This window comes from Stenotrophomonas sp. GD04054, assembly GCF_029836955.1.
Classification (GTDB): domain Bacteria; phylum Pseudomonadota; class Gammaproteobacteria; order Xanthomonadales; family Xanthomonadaceae; genus Stenotrophomonas; species Stenotrophomonas maltophilia_A.
The window spans coordinates 42,360-58,360 of sequence record NZ_JAOECR010000027.1 but is presented as its reverse complement, the minus strand read 5'-3'; the positions used below and the strand labels follow the sequence as shown (position 1 = coordinate 58,360).

Below are 16,001 nucleotides of genomic sequence, written 5' to 3'. Positions count from 1 at the left end.
AGAAAGCAAATCCCGCCAGCAGATCCGCGCCACGCGTGCATGCCTTTGTAGAGTCGAGCCATGCTCAACTCATTCCATCACCGCGCGAACAGCAGTCGAGCATGGCTCGACTCTACAGATGCAGCGCAATGGCGGCTTCAATCTGCTGCGGCGACTGAAACCCGGCCAGGCGGGTGCGTTCGTCGCCGTCACGGAACAGGGACAGCGTCGGCGTCTGCCGCAACCCCAGTCCCCTGAAGAACGCTTCACCCAGCACTTCCAGCTGCACGCGCAGCAGGGTGATGCCCTGCCCTGCACTGCTGGTCGCCACGCGGTGCAGCGACATCTCCAGCATCCGGCACCCTGGGCACTGGTCCTTGTGGAAATCCACCAGCACCCTCGGATGTTCGGCCAGCAGCTGCTGGAACTGCTCAGGCGTGGTGGCGTCGATGATCTGCATCGGTGTTGCTCCAGTAATGGGCCAGGACCGCGTCGGTCCAGGCCTCGATGGCCGCGGCATGGCGAACGCCATGCGGCATCTGTTCGATCTCCAGCGGCGGGTAGTCGCTGCGGAAGTAGCGGATCAGCCGGTGCACGGCACCGCAGTAGTACTCCTGCCCCCACTGCGTTTCGCCGGTGCCGAACACCGCCAGCTGCCGTGGCCGCTCGCCGCGCTCGGCAATGCCGGCCACCCACGCCTTCATCTCCGCCGGCGTGCGGCCGGCGTTGTCGGTCCAGCAGCCCAGCAGGACCAGATCGGCCTCGCCGGCGGCCAGCGGCGGCGCCTGCCGCAGGTCGTCGGCCTCGTGCCAGTGCACGGCGTGACCTGCAGCGCGGCAGCGCTCGGCGATCTGCCGGCCGAGCTCTCGGGTGTTGCCGCTCAAGGAGGCGACCACCACCAGGATGCTCAGCACGGCACCGGGCTCAGAGATCGTCGAAGCCGTTGTCGACGTTGGTCTTCTTGTAACTTGCATTGCGCATCTCGAAGAAGTCGGTCTTGGTTTCAGTGAAGTTGTCGGCGTAGGCCTTGATCCACGGCATCACGTTGTCGGTGGTGTCGCTGTACAGGCGTTCGATGCCGAGCATGCCGGCCATCTTGTTGGCGCGGTACTTCACGTAGCGCACCATCTCGTCCACGTCGATGCCATCGATACCGTCCAGCACCTCCGACGACCACTGCGTCTCCAGCTCGATCGCGTGTTCGAACGATTGGTGCACGTAGGCGGTCAGCTCGTTGGTCTGCAGCTCAGGGTTCTCGCCGATGATGGCGCGGATCAGCTCGCTGATGAACTTGGTATGCGCCAGCTCGTCGCGGTTGATGAAGCTGATGATCTTGCCGGTGCCGTTCATGCGGTTCTGCCGCACCATGTTGTAGAAGTACGCAAACCCGGAATAGAAGTTGATGCCTTCCAGGATCGAGGACTGGATCAGCGACTTCAGCAGCGTTTCGGCGGTCTTCTCGCGCATGAAGTCGTCGTACGCGCCCATGATCGGTGCGTTGCGCTTGATGATGGTCGGGTGGGTGCGGGCGATTTCAAAGATGCGGTTCTGGTTCGGCAGGTCGGTGATCGAGGCCAGCACGTAGCTGTAGCTCTCGTTGTGGATCACTTCCTGCTGGCCGATGATCGCCGCGTTGGCATGCGCGGCCGGGTCGGTGATGTACTCGGCCACGTTGTAGATGAAGCGGGTCTGCGGTGAATCCAGCGTGGCCAGAAGGCCGATGATCGAGTCGTAGGCGTTCTTTTCGCGTGCGTTGAGCTCGCCGTACTGGCGGGCATCGAGCTTCATGTCGACCTCGTCGGGAATCCAGAAGTTGGTGGACAGCTCCTTGTAGGCCCGATAGAACGACGGGTACGGGATGTCGTTCCAGTTGAGGATGCCGCTGGTGCGGCCGTTGATGATGCCGGTGCTGCGGTTGGGATGGCGCGGTTCGAGGATCTTGATGCGGTCGAGGGGGGTTGCCATGGGTTTCTGCCTTCGTTCTCTTTCTATCGTGTTGCCGGCCAGCGGCCGGCACTACCGTGGATCGCGGGGTTGCCGGCCAGCGGCCGGCACTACCGTGGGCCGCCGGCGGTCAGCTGGAGCACCACTCGCATTCGCTGATGTCGATGTCGTTGGAGCGCACGTAGTAGGTGGTCTTCAGGCCCTCGCGCCAGGCACTCAGGTGCAGCTCCAGCAGGGTGCTGGCGCGGATGGTGCTTGGCACGTACAGGTTGAAGCTGATCGACTGGTCGACGTGGCGCTGGCGGCGCGCGTTCTGGCGCACGCTGGCGAACTGGTCGACCTTGTAGGCACCCTTCTCGTAGTACGGCCAGGTCTCCAGCGACAAACCCGGAGCGGCCACCGGACGCCGGAAATCCTTCTTTTCCTCGTAGTAGAACGCGCTGTAGATCGGGTCGATGGAGGCGGTGGAACCGGCAATCTGCGCGGTGCTCATGTTCGGCGCCACCGCCAACAGCCAGCCGTTGCGCAGGCCGTGCGTGGCGACCTCGCGGGCCAGGCTGTCCCAGGCCGCGCCGTTGTAGTCGCGGTCACTGAAGTAGCGTCCGTTGTGCCAATCGCTGCCGGCGAACATCGGGTAGCTGCCCTTCTCCTTCGCCAGCTGCGCGCTGGCCTGGATGGTCAGGAAGTTGATGCGCTCGTACAGGCGGTCGGCCAGCTCTTCGGCATCCGGCGATTCCCACTGGATCGACTGCTGCGCCAGCAGGTGGTGCCAGCCGAACGTGCCCAGGCCGATGGCACGGTACTTGCGGTTGGTGATCGTGGCCTGCGGCACCGGCAATGCGTTGAGGTCGATCACGTTGTCGAGCATGCGCACCTGGATCGGGATCAGGCGCTCCAGCACGTCGGTGGCCAGCAGGTCATCCGGCGCACTGATCGCACGTCCGAGGTTGATCGAGGACAGGTTGCAGACCACGAAGTCACCGGCGCGGCGCGTAGTCACGATCTGGTCGCCGCTGACGATCTCCTGGATCATCCGCGTCGGGCTCATGTTCTGCAGGATCTCGGTGCACAGGTTGCTGGAATAGATCATGCCCGCGTGCTTGTTCGGGTTCCGGCGGTTGACCTCGTCGCGGTAGAACAGGAACGGGTTGCCGGTCTCCAGCTGGCTGAGCATGATCCGCTTGAACAGATCGATGGCCTTCACCGTGCGGCGGCTGATGCGCTCATCGGCCACCAGCTCGGCGTAGCGGTCGCGGAAGCTGCCAGAACCACGCTTCTCGTCGTAGAAGTCCTGCAGGTACCAGCCCTTGGCCTGCTTCACCTCGTGCGGGTCGAACAGGTACCAGTCGGCGCGACGCTCGACCGCTTCCATGAACAGGTCGGGCACGCACACCGAGGTGAACACATCGTGCGCGCGCAGACGCTGGTCACCGTTGTTGAGGCGCAGGTCCATGAAGGCTTCGATATCGCGGTGCCAGATGTCCAGGTACACCGCCACCGCGCCCTTGCGCTGGCCGAGCTGATCAACCGACACCGCAGTGTTGTTGAGCTGCTTGATCCACGGCACCACGCCACCGGAGGAATTGGCCACGCCACGGATCGGCGCGCCGCTGCTGCGCACATAGCCCAGATAGGCACCCACACCACCGCCGTGCTTGGACACACGGGCGATATCGGTGTTGGAGTCATAGATGCCCTGCAGGCTGTCGTCCACCGTGTCGATGAAGCAGCTCGACAACTGCCCGCCCACCTTGCCGGCATTGGCCAGGGTCGGTGTGGCCACCGTCATGTACAGGTTGGACAGCGCCCAGTACGCCTCGCCGACCAGCTGCATGCGCCGCTCGCGCGGTTTTTCCTCCTGCATGAGGTACAGCGCGATGGTCAGCCAGCGCTCCTGCGGCAGTTCATAGACCTCGCGGCTGCGATCGCTGGCCAGATAGCGCGTGGCCAGCAGGTACAGGCCGTTGTAGGCGAACAGGCGGTCGCGTTCCGGGTCGATCATCTCGCCGGCCTGCTGCAGCTCTTCCTTCGAGTAGCAGCGCAGGATGTCGTTGCTGTAGATGCCGCGATCGGCCAGGCTTTCCTGCAGGCCCACGTAGGAGCCGTACTTCAGGCCGACGTCGTAGAAGCGGTTGCGGCTGGCGCGCTTGTACAGGCGGCGCAGGTAGATGCGCGCTGCAAACTGTTCCCACTCCGGCGCGACCAGGTCCACGCGCGATTCGGCCTCGCGGATCAGCAGATCAACCAGGTCATCGGCGCTGATGCTCGGTTTGCGTTCGACCAGCGACTGCACTACACGGCGGTAGTCGCTCACATCCAGCTGCGGGAACTCGGCATGCACGGCGTCGATGCTGCGCTGCAGGCGCTCGGCCTCGAACGGCAGGCGGCGGTTGCCGGCCTCCTTGGTGATCCAGGTCGGCACGCGCTCGCCACCGGCGCGCAAGGCGTCGCCAGCGCCGGCCAGATCGGCCACGCGGAAGGTACTGTCGGTCATGGTGGTGAAACTCCAGGCTCGCACGCGCGTTGGCGGTCGATGCCATGGCGGCCCTGCACGCGATACCGGCGCACGGGGCGAACGGGTGGATTGCCAGGGCACGGGAACGTAGGTCGTCGGCATCTGCCTGCGCCTGCGGCCGGTATCCGGGCCGTGGGGGCGACCTGCGTCCGCACGATGGCGGCCGCGTCGACACGGCAAGCCTTCAGGGGCGGGCCGCGGGACGTTTGCTGCATGTCCGGCGGCGGCGGCTGACCGGGAGTGACGGACACAACATAGTGGGGATATTCCAACCCGTCAACACAAGATGCGGTAATCAGCACCTGTCGCGACGATCAGTCGCAGGATGCCGTGTTGCACCTGCGGCGCCTTGTCGACAACGCCTGCGTCCCCAGTTCGGTACAACATCAACTTTCCCCGGAACACCGCCCATGCGCGCTGCCCAGTACCCCTCCTTCGGCGACCCGGCCGACGTCCTTGCCATTGCAGATGCCGCCCTGCCCGAGCCCGGCCCCGGCGAAGTGCGCATCCGCACCGTGCTCGCCTCGATCCACAACCACGACCTGCTGACCGTGCGCGGCTTGTATGGCTACAAGCCAACGCTGCCGGCGATCGGGGGCAGTGAAGCACTGGGCGTGGTCGATGCACTTGGCGACGGCGTCGACGGCCTGCAGATCGGCCAGCGGGTTGCCGCCGCCTCGGTGCACGGCACCTGGGCTGAAGCCTTCATCGCGCCGGCACGCATGGTGATTCCGATGCCGGAGGCGATCCCCGACGAAATGGCCGCACAGCTGATCGCGATGCCGCTGAGCGCGCTGATGCTGCTGGAATTCCTGCACGTCGAAGCGGGCCAGTGGATCGTGCAGAACACCGCCAACGGCGCAGTGGGCAAATCGCTGGCGATGCTGGCGCGGGCGCGTGGCGTGCATGTGGCCAACCTGGTGCGCAATGCCGATGCGGTCGCACAGTTGAAGGCATTGGGCATCGATCATGTGTTCGACACCTCGGTAGACGGCTGGAAGGATCGCGTGCGTGAGGCGACCGGCGAAGCGCAGGCCGCGGCCGCGGTGGATTCCATTGGCGGCGACGCCAGCGGCGATCTGGTCGACCTGCTTGGCCACCACGGCACCCTGGTGTCGTTCGGTGTGATGAGCGGCGAACCCATGCGCATTCCCGCCGGCGGCCTGATCTACAAGGAAGCCACGGTGAAGGGTTTCTGGGGCAGCAAGGTCAGCCAGGCGATGGCGGTGGAGGACAAGCGCCGGCTGGTTGGCGAACTGCTGAAGCGCGCGGCGAGCGGCGAACTGACCCTGCCGGTGGAGCAGATCTTCGCACTGGACGACATCGCCCAGGCAGCAAAGGCCGGTGGCGGTTCCGGCCGCAATGGCAAGGTGCTGCTGCGGCCGTGATGGCCGGACAACCGGGGTCAGATCCCTTTCCGTTGGAAAGGGATCTGACCCGCAGCAGGAATGCGGACCAACGGTCCGCACCCACCGAAGCACAGACCGCCCCACCGAGGCCACAGACTTTCGTTAAGAACCTGTGATGTATAACTGAATGCGCTTTCGTCATTGGAAGGCGCACGTGGCTGCGTGCGGTACTGACGGCTCCTCCCCCGTTCGGCGTTGTCGCTTCCATGTACCGCACCACCCTGAACCTGCTTGCCGGCGCGATCGCGCTGGGCCTCACCGCCGGCGCTGCCGGCGCCGCTGAAACCGCCGATTCCGGCAAGGACAGCACCACCCTCGGCACCGTGCTGGTGACCGGCTCCAACATCAAGCGCAGCGATACCGCCGGGCCGAATCCGGTGCAGATCGTCAGCCGCGAACAGATCGAGCAGACCGGCCGCTCCACCCTCACCGACGTGCTGCGCAACCTGTCGGCCAATGCCGGCAACAGCTTCGACGAACAGTACACCGGCAGCTTCGCCGCCGGCTCGGCCTCGATCGGCCTGCGTGGCCTGTCGCCGAAGAACACGCTGGTGCTGGTCAACGGCTACCGCGTCTCCAACTTCGGCTTCGCGCTCAACACCCAGGACACCTTCGTCGACCTCAATGCGCTGCCGATCAGTGCGGTCGAACGCATCGAAGTGCTGAAGGACGGTGCCTCGGCGGTGTACGGCTCCGACGCCATCGCCGGCGTCATCAACATCATCCTGCGCAAGAACTTCCAGGGCGTGGAAATCGGCGGCGGCTTCGGTACCGCCACCCAGGGCGGCCTGGACGAGCGCAAGGCCAACCTGCTGGCCGGCTTCGGTGACCTGGAACAGCAGGGCTGGAACGTGCTGTTCGGGTTGGACCTGCTCAAGCGCGACCGCCTCGATGGCGATGACCGTGCCTATACCCGCAGCGGCGATTTCCGCGACAAGCCGGGCGGTCGCCTGGCCGGGTGGTCCACTGCCGGTGGCAACTGGCTGAGCAACCCGCGTGCGCCGCAACCGTTCGCCAACTGCCCCGACGGCAGCCAGCTGCGCCCGTACAGCGACTTCGGCAGCACCCTGCCCGGCCAGGCCTGCGCCTTCAATGCGCAGCCGTTCAAGACCCTGCAGCCCGGCGCCGAGCGCCTGCAGGCGTCGCTGAGTGCGACCTACCGCTTCAATGACAGCGTCGAGGCCTTCGCCGATGTGCTGTACAGCCACAACAAGGCCGACCAGATCTTCAGCGCGCCACTGACCGTCGGGCCGGGCCTGCGTGCCTACAACCCGGCCACCGGCACCCTGATCGATGTGCCGGCGGTGCTGCCGGTCGGCCACCCGAACAACCCGGGCAGCACGCCGCTGCCGTTCGAGTACACCTTCTTCGATCTCGGCCCGCGCCTGAAGGACAACACCCAGGTGTTCTACCGTGCCCTGGCCGGCGTGCGTGGCAGTGGCGAGCGCTGGGACTGGGAAGTGGCAGCGCTGACCTCGCAGAGTGCACAGCGCGAGTACGTCGACAACTTCGTCAACCGCTACGCATTCGAGCAGATCCTGCGCGATGGCAGCTACGACTTCCTCAACCCGTCCAGCACGCCGGGGGCGCTGGATGCACTGCGCCTGCAGACCAAACGCCCCGGCTGGTACAAGCTGCACTCATTGAACGTCAAAGCATCGACCTCGCTGTGGGAACTGCCGGCCGGCACGGTCGGCTTCGCCTGGGGTGCCGAGTTCCGCAAGGAATCGCTGGATGCACGTACCAGTGCGCAGGTACTGTCGGGCACCGAACTGCGCCCGGCCATCAACGTGGTGAACGGCGAGCGCCAGGTCAGCGCAGCGTATGCCGAACTGAGCGTACCGCTGCATCGCACGCTGGAACTGCAGCTGGCCGGTCGCGGCGACCGCTACGATGACTTCGGCAAGGCGTTCTCGCCGAAAGTGGCGCTGCGCTGGCAGCCGCTGGACAGCCTGCTGCTGCGCGGCTCGTTCTCGCGTGGTTTCCGCGCCCCCTCGCTGCCGGAGATCGCGCCGGGCCAGACCGTCAGCTACGGCTCGGTGATCGATCCGCTGGATCCGCTGCAGCCCGGTGGCAGCCGCGGCGTGACCAACATCCGCACCGGCAACCCGGACCTGAAGGCCGAACGCTCGCGCAACTTCAACGTGGGCGCGGTGTGGTCGCCGGATGGCGACACCAGCATCGGCCTGGACTGGTACCGCATCGAGCAGGACAACCTGGTCAAGCCGGACAGTGCGCAGTTCATCGTCGACAACCCGACGCTGTTCCCGGGGCGTGTGCAACGTGATGCACAGGGGCGCATCACGTTCATCACCAACCAGTACGCCAACCAGGGCGAACTGACCACCTCGGGCCTGGACCTGGACGCCAACCACACCTTCCGCACCGATGGCTGGGGCAGCTTCACCGTGGCCGGCAGCTGGACCCACCTGCTCAGCTTCAAGCAGCCGCTGGTGGCCGGCCAGGCGCCCTATGACGGGGCCGGCAACAACCGCCACGGCGCACTGCCGCGCACCCGCGGCACCACGTCGTTGAACTGGGCGGTGGGCGACTGGAGCAGCACGCTGAGCCTGCAGTACGTGAGCGGCTACGACCAGCGTGTGGCGACGGCCACCAGCAATCCGGGGCTGCGCGACCGCATCAAGCCGTATCACCAGCTGGATCTTTACGTCGCCTACGAAGGTATTCCCAACACCACGCTGTCGCTGTCGGTGCTGAACCTGACCGACAAGGACCCGCCGTTCGACCCGGCCGGTGGTTCCAACGGCTTCGACATCAGCCAGTACAACCTGCGCGGGCAGTTCGTCTCGCTGGGCGCGCGCTACCGGTTCTGATGCGATATCGGGGCGGCGGTGATGCGCCGCCCCAATTGTGCTGCCGGCCAGCGGCCGGCACTACCACTGACCGCCGGGGCCAGCCCGGCGGTCGTGCATCAGCGGCTCAGGTGCAGGAACTGCAAGTGCCGTTCGTACTGGCTGATGATGTCGTTGATGATCTGCTTGCGGCTGTAGCCGACCAGGTCGTAGTCCTGGCTGCCTTCGAACAGGTGCACTTCAGCGCGGTAGTAGCGCTGGTTGCGCAGCTGCTGCGCGGCGAACGACGGCGTCAGGTAGCCACTCAGGATCACCCGGTACAGGAAGTCCTGCTGCTCGCCGTGATTCACCGTCAACTCCATGTCGCCGGCCTCGAACCGCGTGGCCACATCCCAGCCCTGCCCGCGCAGCTGCTCGGCCACCGCCTCCATCGCTGGCTTCACGGTGTCGTCCATGAAGCGGTAGACCTGGTCGCGCACCGGGAAGTGCATGGCCTGGCTCAGGCGCTGGCGCCAGCCCTGGTGGTGGCGGTCGTCACCGATCAGCGGCGAGGGACGGTACTGCAGCGCGCGCTTGCGGTGCGATTCGTCACTGAAGGCGCGGGTCAGGCCCCACATCATCAGCAACAACACCGCCGAGAACGGCAGCGACGCCAGCACCACCGCCGATTTCAGCGCATCGATGCTGCCGGCCAGCAGCAACCCGGCGGTCAGCACCGCGATCACCGTGCCCCAGAACACGCGCAGCCAGCGCGGACCATCATCCTCCGGCGCCCCGCCATGCGAGGACAACGTGGACAGCACCACCGCGCCGGAGTCAGCCGATGTCACGAAGAAAATGAAACTGACGAACACCGTCACCGCGATCACCGCCTTGCTCCACGGATACCCATCCAGCAGGGCATACAGCACGGTGGGTGGATCATCCACCGCCAGTTGCGCCAGTTGCTGCTGGCCATGGTGCAGCACCTGGTCCAGTGCACTGTTGCCGAAGATCGACAGCCACGCCAGGGTGAAGCCGAGCGGGATCAGCAGCACGCCGAACACGAATTCGCGGATGGTGCGGCCACGCGAGATGCGGGCGATGAACAGGCCGACGAACGGCGCCCAGCCGATCCACCAGGCCCAGTAGAACACCGTCCAGCCGCCCAGCCATTCCGGTCGGCCGCCATAGGCGTACACGTCGAAACTCTTGCCGACCACGCTGCCGAGGTAGTCGCCCAGGTTCTGCATCAGAGTGCTGAGCAGATACTGGGTAGGGCCGGCGCACAGCATGAACAGCACCAGCGCGATCGCCAGCAGCATGTTGATGTTGGCCATCCAGCGCACGCCCTTCTCCACGCCTGAAACGGCCACGGCCACCGCCGCGCCCATCATGCTGACCACCAGGATGATCTGCACCAGGTTGGAGTGCGGGATGTTGAACAGGTGCGACAGGCCAGCGTTGAGGTGCAGCACGCCGAAGCCCATGTCGGCGCCGATGCCGAACACGGTGGCGACAATGCCCAGCGCGTCCACGGTATAGCCGATCGGGCCATTGATGCGCTTGCCGATCAGCGGGTACAGCGCCGAACGCAGGGCCAGCGGCAGGTTGTGGCGGTAGGCGAAGTAGGCCATCGCCATCGCCGCGAGTGCGAACACGCCCCAGCCATGCAGGCCCCAGTGCAGGAACAGCAGCTGCATGGCCTGGCGCGCGCCGGCCTCACCGGCCGCCGGATCGCCCTGCGGCGGCTGCAGGTAATGGGTCAGCGGTTCGGAGACGCAGAAGAAGAACAGGGTGATGCTGATGCCGGCGGCGAACAGCATGCCGGCCCAGGAGAGATAGCTGAACTCCGGCTCGTCATGGTCGGCACCGAGCTTGATGCCACCGTACTTGGACAGCGCCACGCCGACCACGAACACCAGGTAGAGGGTCATCGCCAGCAGGTAGTACCAGCCGACATTGAGTGCGGCCCAGTCCTGCGCCTTGACCAGAAGGCGGCCCGCACCGAGCGGGAACAGACTGACAAACAGCGCGAACGCCACGACAACGATCGCCGCGAAGGCGAACACAGGTCGAAGGGTGCGCACCGGGGATTGTTGCGGCTCCAGTACTTCCATGGGGCGGCGTTCTCCGGTAGATCAAAGGGTTAGCCGACCGATTCTGGCTGAACCGCAGTGGACAGAGCATGAAGTTGCGGCCTGCGGTCACAGGCCCGGCCCACCATTCCGTGTTATCACGCGCGCGCCGAAGCGTGCCTGCGAGCGCAGCCGCGCGCGGACCGCGTGCATCGCGGCCACGCGCGTACTGTCCAATCACGACATCACATGCACCGCGCACAGCTTGTTGCCATCCGGGTCGCGCAGGTAGGCCAGGAACAGCTGCCGCCCGGCCATGTTGCGGATGCCGGCCGGGTCTTCGATGGCGGTGCCACCGTGGCTTACGCCTGCGTCCTGCCAGCCACGCACGGCATCGGCACTGTCCAGGGTGAAGCCGATGGTGCCGCCATTGGCATGGCAGGCCGGCTCACCATCGATCGGTGCGGTGACGATGAACATGCGGCCGTCCTTGAAATACACCAGGCGCCCCTTGTCATCGAAGACACCGGGACGGGCGCCCAATGCGGTGAACAGGGCATCGTAGAAGCGATGCGCGACGTCCATGTCGTTGGTTCCAACGGTGATGTGGCTGAACATGCGGGCACTCCCTGCGGAAAGACCGCAGTGTCGGCGAGCCCGGCGGTCATCGCAAACGCCCTGGCCGTTGCCCCCTGCGCAGGGTTTGTCGTACACCGCTCGATCGCACTATAATGGGAATCATTCTCATTAATGATCGATGCCAATGGCCGTGCCCGCCGCCTCCAGCACTGCGCTGGCGGGGTTCTACCGCGAACACCATGGCTGGCTGCTGGGCTGGCTGCGCCGCCGCACCCACAACGCCGACTGCGCCGCCGACCTGACCCAGGACACCTTCGTGCGCCTGCTCAGCCGTCGTGTCGATCCGTCCGAACTGCGCCTGCCGCGTGCCTATCTCAGCACCATCGCGCACGCGCTGCTGGTCAATCACTGGCAGCGCGCGGATCTGGAGCGCGCCTACCTGACGGCCTTGGCCGCGCAGCCGGAGCCGGTGCATCCATCGGCGGAAGAACGCACGCAGGCACTGCAACTGCTGCACGCCATCGCCGACATGCTGGCTGGCCTGGCCGAGCGGCCACGCCGTGCGTTCCTGCTGGCCCGGCTGTCCGGCCTGGGCTATGCGGAGATCGGCCAGCAACTGGGCGTGTCCGAGCGCATGGTCAAGAAGTACATGGCGCAGGCGATGCTGCATTGCCTGCGCCTGTCCGGCGACGCCACGGCATGAATGCCGCACTGGCCAGCCCGGCGCTGGAGCAGGCGGCAGAGTGGTTCGCGCTGCGCCAGCAGGGCTGGAGCGACAGCGACCAGCGGCGCTGGCACGCCTGGCTGCAGGCCGATGCCGATCATGCCGACGCGTGGCGCCGGGTCGAGACGGTCTGGCAGTCTTTTGCTCCCCTGTCGGCACCGGCTGCTGCCACGGCACTCGATGCTGCCGGACGTCGCCGCCGTCGCGCGCTTCGCAGCCTCGGTGGCGCCCTCGGCATCGGTGCGGTCTCCCTGCTCGGCCTGCATGGGCTGCGCGAACAACGCGGCCTGCAGACACAGCGCACCGCTGCCGGGTATACCGGGCAGTGGACGCTGATCGACGGCAGCCAGCTGTGGCTCAACGCCGACAGTGAAGTCACGATCGACATCGGCAGCGACCGCCGCGCCCTGCATCTGCTGCGTGGCGAACTGCTGCTGCAGACCGGCCACCACCCTGCATTCACCGGCCTGCCGCTGACCGTGCATGTGCCGGGCGCACGCCTGCAGCCTGCCGGCACCCGCTTCGCGGTCGGTCGCGAAGCGCAGGACAGCCGGTTGGATGTATTCGAGGGCGCGGTGCGCTGCCTGCCGATGTTCGGTGCGGCGCTGGATGTGGCTGCCGGAGGCGCGGTACGGATCGGCCCGATGGGCGGGCTCACAACGGTCGCTGCCGATCCTCTGCGCGGTGACTGGCAGGACGGACGCCTGCAGGTACAGGACACGCCTTTGATCCGCGTCATCGATGAGCTGGCCCGCCACCATCAGGGCTATCTGGGTTGTGATCCGGCGCTCGCCGCATTGAAAGTCACGGCGGTACTGCCACGCCTGGACAGCACCCAGGCGCTGCATCTGCTGGCCCGCGCCCTGCCGATCCGTGTCGAGCAGCGCTGGCCGTGGTGGACCGTCGTGCGTCCGCTTTGAAATCGCGGTTCCCTTTCTGCGCGCTCACCGGGCACTACAAGGGAACCCATTGCGGATGTTGCCACCCCCATGAAACTGCCCTGCCCCTCCCCTCGCCCCCTGGCCATCGCGCTGTGCCTGGCCATGGCCTCCCCGTGCCTGCTGCCGGCCGCCGCCCATGCACAGGACACTGCGGCCGCCATTCGCTGGCAGATCCCGGCTGGCCCGCTCGACCAGGCCCTGACCGCGTTCGGCCAGCAGTCGGGCCTGTCGATCGCTGCCGATGCGCGCCTGACCCGCGGCCGCCACAGCAGCGGCGTGCAGGCCACGCTCGGTACTGACGCCGCATTGGCGCAGCTGCTGGCCGGCACCGGCCTGGCCTTCCAGCGTGATGCCAGCGGTGTGGTGCTGCAGGCGGCACCCACCGCTGAAGCCGGGGTACGCCAGATCGGCACCCTGCGCGTGGCTGGCCAGGCCAGCGAAGGCGCTTCACCGTGGGGCCTCGCCGATGCCGATGCGGTCTACCGTGACAGCGGCTCCCGCGTGCACCTGGACCATCAGCAACTGGAACGCTTCCGCGGCCAGTCGATCGGCGACGTGCTGGCCGGTGCGGTGGGCGTGCACACCGCTGACGTTCGCAACGGCGGTGCGCTGGACGTCAACATCCGCGGCCTGCAGGGCCAGAACCGGGTGCCGGTGATCATCGACGGCGGCCAGCAGGCCATCGACGTGTACCGCGGTTATGCCGGCGTGCAGCAGCGCAGTTATCTCGACCCGGACCTGATCAGCGCGGTCAGCATTGAAAAGGGACCGAGCCTGGCCGCCAACGCCGCCAGCGCGATCGGCGGCGTGGTCTACATGGAAACGTTGAACGTCGATGACATCCTCGATGATGGCCAGACCTGGGGCCTGCGCATGCGCGGCGGCGTGGCCGACAACAGCATCGACCGCACCCGCACCTTCAAGCAGATCGCGCGCGGCAGCGACAACCGCAACAGCCTGCGCGACCCGCGCGACTGGAATGGCAGCGTGGCCTTCGCCCAGCGTGGCGAAGACTGGCAGCTGGTCGCGGCCTATGCGCGGCGCCGCCAGGGCAACTTCTTCGCCGGCAGCAACGGCGCGCATCGCTACGACAACCAGCACCTGTCCAGCGGCGGTACCGGCATGTCCAGCCAGGCGGTGTCCAAGCTCTTCCATCCGGGCGATGAAGTGCTCAACACGCATACCGACAACGAATCCGCACTGCTTAAATTCACCTGGACGCCCAACCCGGACCAACGCCTGGAGCTGAGCCACCGCTACTTCAATTCGAGTTTCGGCGAGATCATGCCGTCGGCGATCGGCCGCGTAGGTGAGTCCAATGAATGGGTGACCTACGTGGACAAGGCCAACACCATGTTCCAGTTCGAGCCGGGAAAAATGCGGGTCAACGCCACCTCGCTGCGCCACCGCTACCGGCCCGAGGCACATCCGTGGCTGGACCTGAGCAGCACGCTGTGGTTCACCACCGCCACCAGCCGCATGTTCAACAGCAACATCGCCAACACGCCGCTGTTCAAGGACGTGCCCAACGACCAGATGCCCGACACGCTGGGCGAGACCTACGGCCCGGGACTGCAGTCGGACGTGAAGACCCAGCGCTGGGGCGTGGACAGCAGCAACACCACGCGCTTCAGCAATGATCTGGGCGACTGGACGCTGCGCTATGGCGCCTCCTTCCAGCACGAGGACACCGCGCCCAACTCACCGGTGCTGCCGGTGGATTTCAACAACAACCGCTACCTGCGCTCGGGCACGCGCCGCGAGGCCAGCGTCGTCGCCTCGCTGCAATGGCAGCCGTGGGACTGGCTGTCGCTGACCGCGGGCGGCCGCTTCACCGACTACCGCACCCGCGACCGCAACCGCGTGGCCTTCGTCAGTGAATCGCGCGACCTGCGCTACACCTTCGCGCGCCTGAGCAAGGGCGGCCAGCTGCTGCCGGGCTGGTACAAGGAGTGGTACCCGGATGCACAGGGCAACTACACCTACGACTCGCTGCGCGCCACGCCCTATGGCGACAGCACGCTGGGCCAGGCCTACGATTTCGACGGCTTCATTCCTGATCCGCGCGGCGCCAACGGTTTCTATACCAAGCAGATTCCCACCACCTGGGGCTACAAGCCGGCGATCCGCCGCTCCGGCCACGGCTTCGCGCCGTATGCAGAGGCGCGCTTCAACCTCGACCAGGACATGTTCTTCTACGTGAAGTACGCGCAGGGCTGGAAGATGCCCAGCCTGTTCGAGTCGACGCTGGGCAACAGCACCTCGGCACCGGTGGCCGACCTGAAGCCGGAGAAGAACCGCTCGTGGGACATCGGCTTCAGCCTGCTCAAGCAGGACCTGTGGCGTGACGGTGATCGCCTGGCGTTCAAGGTGGCCTGGTTCAAGAACGATATCGACAACGCGATCACCCGTCGCTTCGATTCCAGCAACTGGGCGTTCTATGTCGACAACGTCGACAATTACACCGTGTCCGGCTATGAGCTGCAGTCCGGCTATGACGCCGGCATCGCCTACCTGGACCTGTCGGCCAGCTACTACCAGCGCGCGCGTACCTGCGATGCGGCCACCGCCAAGCGCCTGCGCGAAGACCCCTATGCGAAGTGGAGCAAGCTGGACACCACTCCGGACTGCGTGGACGGCGGCTTCGGCACCTCGTTCGTCAACGCACAGAACCCGCCGAAGTACTCGATCCACAGCACGCTGGGCTTCCGCCTGTTCGACAAACGGCTGGATACCGGCATCCGCCGCACCTACAACAGCGGCCCCACCCACGAACTGGACAAGCCCTGGAACACCACCGGCTCGACCGGCCTGCAGAACATCTACCTGCCGACCGCGATCTATGACTTCTATGCGCGCTGGCAGTTCACGCCGCGCAGCGAAGTGGAGCTGGTGGTCAGCAACCTGCGCAACACCTACTACATGGACACGCTGGCGATGAGCCTGATGCCGGGCCCGGGGCGCACCACGCGGCTGAACTTCACCGCACGCTTCTGAGTGCTGCAGAAGCAGCAACGCCCCGGGGAGATCATCCCCGGGG

The 16,001-nt window shown here is 66.2% G+C and carries 11 protein-coding genes; 5 read left to right on the top strand and 6 right to left on the bottom strand.

The window, feature by feature from the left end; translation table 11 throughout:
• Window positions 1–112 precede the first annotated feature (112 nt).
• From N7573_RS13720 to N7573_RS13705, 4 genes are all read right to left on the bottom strand, one after another.
• Window positions 113–439, bottom strand: a complete 327-nt coding sequence (locus N7573_RS13720; protein WP_032130003.1) for a thioredoxin family protein — start codon at window positions 437–439, stop codon at window positions 113–115.
• Window positions 411–890, bottom strand: a complete 480-nt coding sequence (locus N7573_RS13715) for a flavodoxin (RefSeq protein WP_279914049.1) — start codon at window positions 888–890, stop codon at window positions 411–413. Before N7573_RS13715 ends, N7573_RS13720 begins: the two co-directional genes overlap by 29 nt.
• A 13-nt stretch (window positions 891–903) precedes the next feature.
• The gene (locus tag N7573_RS13710; protein ID WP_024957408.1) at window positions 904–1,944 is read right to left on the bottom strand and encodes a ribonucleotide-diphosphate reductase subunit beta; all 1,041 of its coding nucleotides are present in this window, start codon (window positions 1,942–1,944) and stop codon (window positions 904–906) included.
• Between the two features lie 109 nt (window positions 1,945–2,053).
• Window positions 2,054–4,417, bottom strand: coding sequence for a ribonucleoside-diphosphate reductase subunit alpha (locus tag N7573_RS13705; RefSeq protein ID WP_279943195.1), 2,364 nt, complete (start codon window positions 4,415–4,417; stop codon window positions 2,054–2,056).
• Between the two features lie 431 nt (window positions 4,418–4,848).
• Between N7573_RS13705 and N7573_RS13700 the strand changes: the two genes are divergently transcribed.
• Together N7573_RS13700 and N7573_RS13695 are read left to right on the top strand one after the other, a co-directional pair.
• Window positions 4,849–5,826 carry a zinc-binding dehydrogenase gene (locus N7573_RS13700; protein ID WP_279943194.1) on the top strand — a complete coding sequence of 326 codons (978 nt, stop codon included), beginning with the start codon at window positions 4,849–4,851 and terminating at the stop codon, window positions 5,824–5,826.
• A 227-nt stretch (window positions 5,827–6,053) separates the two neighbouring features.
• The gene (locus N7573_RS13695; RefSeq protein ID WP_279912733.1) at window positions 6,054–8,681 is read left to right on the top strand and encodes a TonB-dependent receptor; all 2,628 of its coding nucleotides are present in this window, start codon (window positions 6,054–6,056) and stop codon (window positions 8,679–8,681) included.
• 98 nt (window positions 8,682–8,779) lie between these two features.
• Here the strand turns inward: N7573_RS13695 and betT are convergent, their stop codons facing one another.
• Both betT and N7573_RS13685 read right to left on the bottom strand, forming a co-directional pair.
• A complete protein-coding gene (gene betT / locus N7573_RS13690; protein ID WP_049400600.1) occupies window positions 8,780–10,759 on the bottom strand; it encodes a choline BCCT transporter BetT in 1,980 nt (659 codons plus the stop codon).
• 195 nt (window positions 10,760–10,954) lie between these two features.
• Window positions 10,955–11,335: a VOC family protein gene (locus N7573_RS13685; RefSeq protein WP_006372781.1), complete on the bottom strand. Its 381-nt coding sequence runs from the start codon at window positions 11,333–11,335 to the stop codon at window positions 10,955–10,957.
• A 145-nt stretch (window positions 11,336–11,480) separates the two neighbouring features.
• Here N7573_RS13685 and N7573_RS13680 point away from each other — a divergent pair, with 145 nt between their 5' ends.
• The 3 genes from N7573_RS13680 (at window position 11,481) to N7573_RS13670 (ending at window position 15,958) form a co-directional block, all read left to right on the top strand.
• Entirely contained in the window at window positions 11,481–11,999 is a 519-nt protein-coding gene (locus N7573_RS13680; protein ID WP_197613774.1) for a sigma-70 family RNA polymerase sigma factor, read from the top strand.
• Window positions 11,996–12,940, top strand: coding sequence for a FecR domain-containing protein (locus tag N7573_RS13675; protein WP_279912734.1), 945 nt, complete (start codon window positions 11,996–11,998; stop codon window positions 12,938–12,940). Before N7573_RS13680 ends, N7573_RS13675 begins: the two co-directional genes overlap by 4 nt.
• Before the next feature lie 69 nt (window positions 12,941–13,009).
• On the top strand, window positions 13,010–15,958 hold the full coding sequence (locus N7573_RS13670; RefSeq protein WP_279912735.1) for a TonB-dependent receptor: 2,949 nt from the start codon (window positions 13,010–13,012) through the stop codon (window positions 15,956–15,958).
• The last annotated feature ends 43 nt before the right edge of the window (window positions 15,959–16,001 follow it).

Bases quoted from the DNA above. Each gene is read 5' to 3' on its own strand.
- N7573_RS13720 (WP_032130003.1), bottom strand. From the start codon at position 439: ATGCAGATCATCGACGCCACCACGCCTGAGCAGTTCCAGCAGCTGCTG.
- N7573_RS13710 (WP_024957408.1), bottom strand. From the start codon at position 1,944: ATGGCAACCCCCCTCGACCGCATCAAGATCCTCGAACCGCGCCATCCC.
- N7573_RS13705 (WP_279943195.1), bottom strand. From the start codon at position 4,417: ATGACCGACAGTACCTTCCGCGTGGCCGATCTGGCCGGCGCTGGCGAC.
- N7573_RS13700 (WP_279943194.1), top strand. From the start codon at position 4,849: ATGCGCGCTGCCCAGTACCCCTCCTTCGGCGACCCGGCCGACGTCCTT.
- N7573_RS13695 (WP_279912733.1), top strand. From the start codon at position 6,054: ATGTACCGCACCACCCTGAACCTGCTTGCCGGCGCGATCGCGCTGGGC.
- betT (WP_049400600.1), bottom strand. From the start codon at position 10,759: ATGGAAGTACTGGAGCCGCAACAATCCCCGGTGCGCACCCTTCGACCT.
- N7573_RS13685 (WP_006372781.1), bottom strand. From the start codon at position 11,335: ATGTTCAGCCACATCACCGTTGGAACCAACGACATGGACGTCGCGCAT.
- N7573_RS13680 (WP_197613774.1), top strand. From the start codon at position 11,481: ATGGCCGTGCCCGCCGCCTCCAGCACTGCGCTGGCGGGGTTCTACCGC.
- N7573_RS13675 (WP_279912734.1), top strand. From the start codon at position 11,996: ATGAATGCCGCACTGGCCAGCCCGGCGCTGGAGCAGGCGGCAGAGTGG.
- N7573_RS13670 (WP_279912735.1), top strand. From the start codon at position 13,010: ATGAAACTGCCCTGCCCCTCCCCTCGCCCCCTGGCCATCGCGCTGTGC.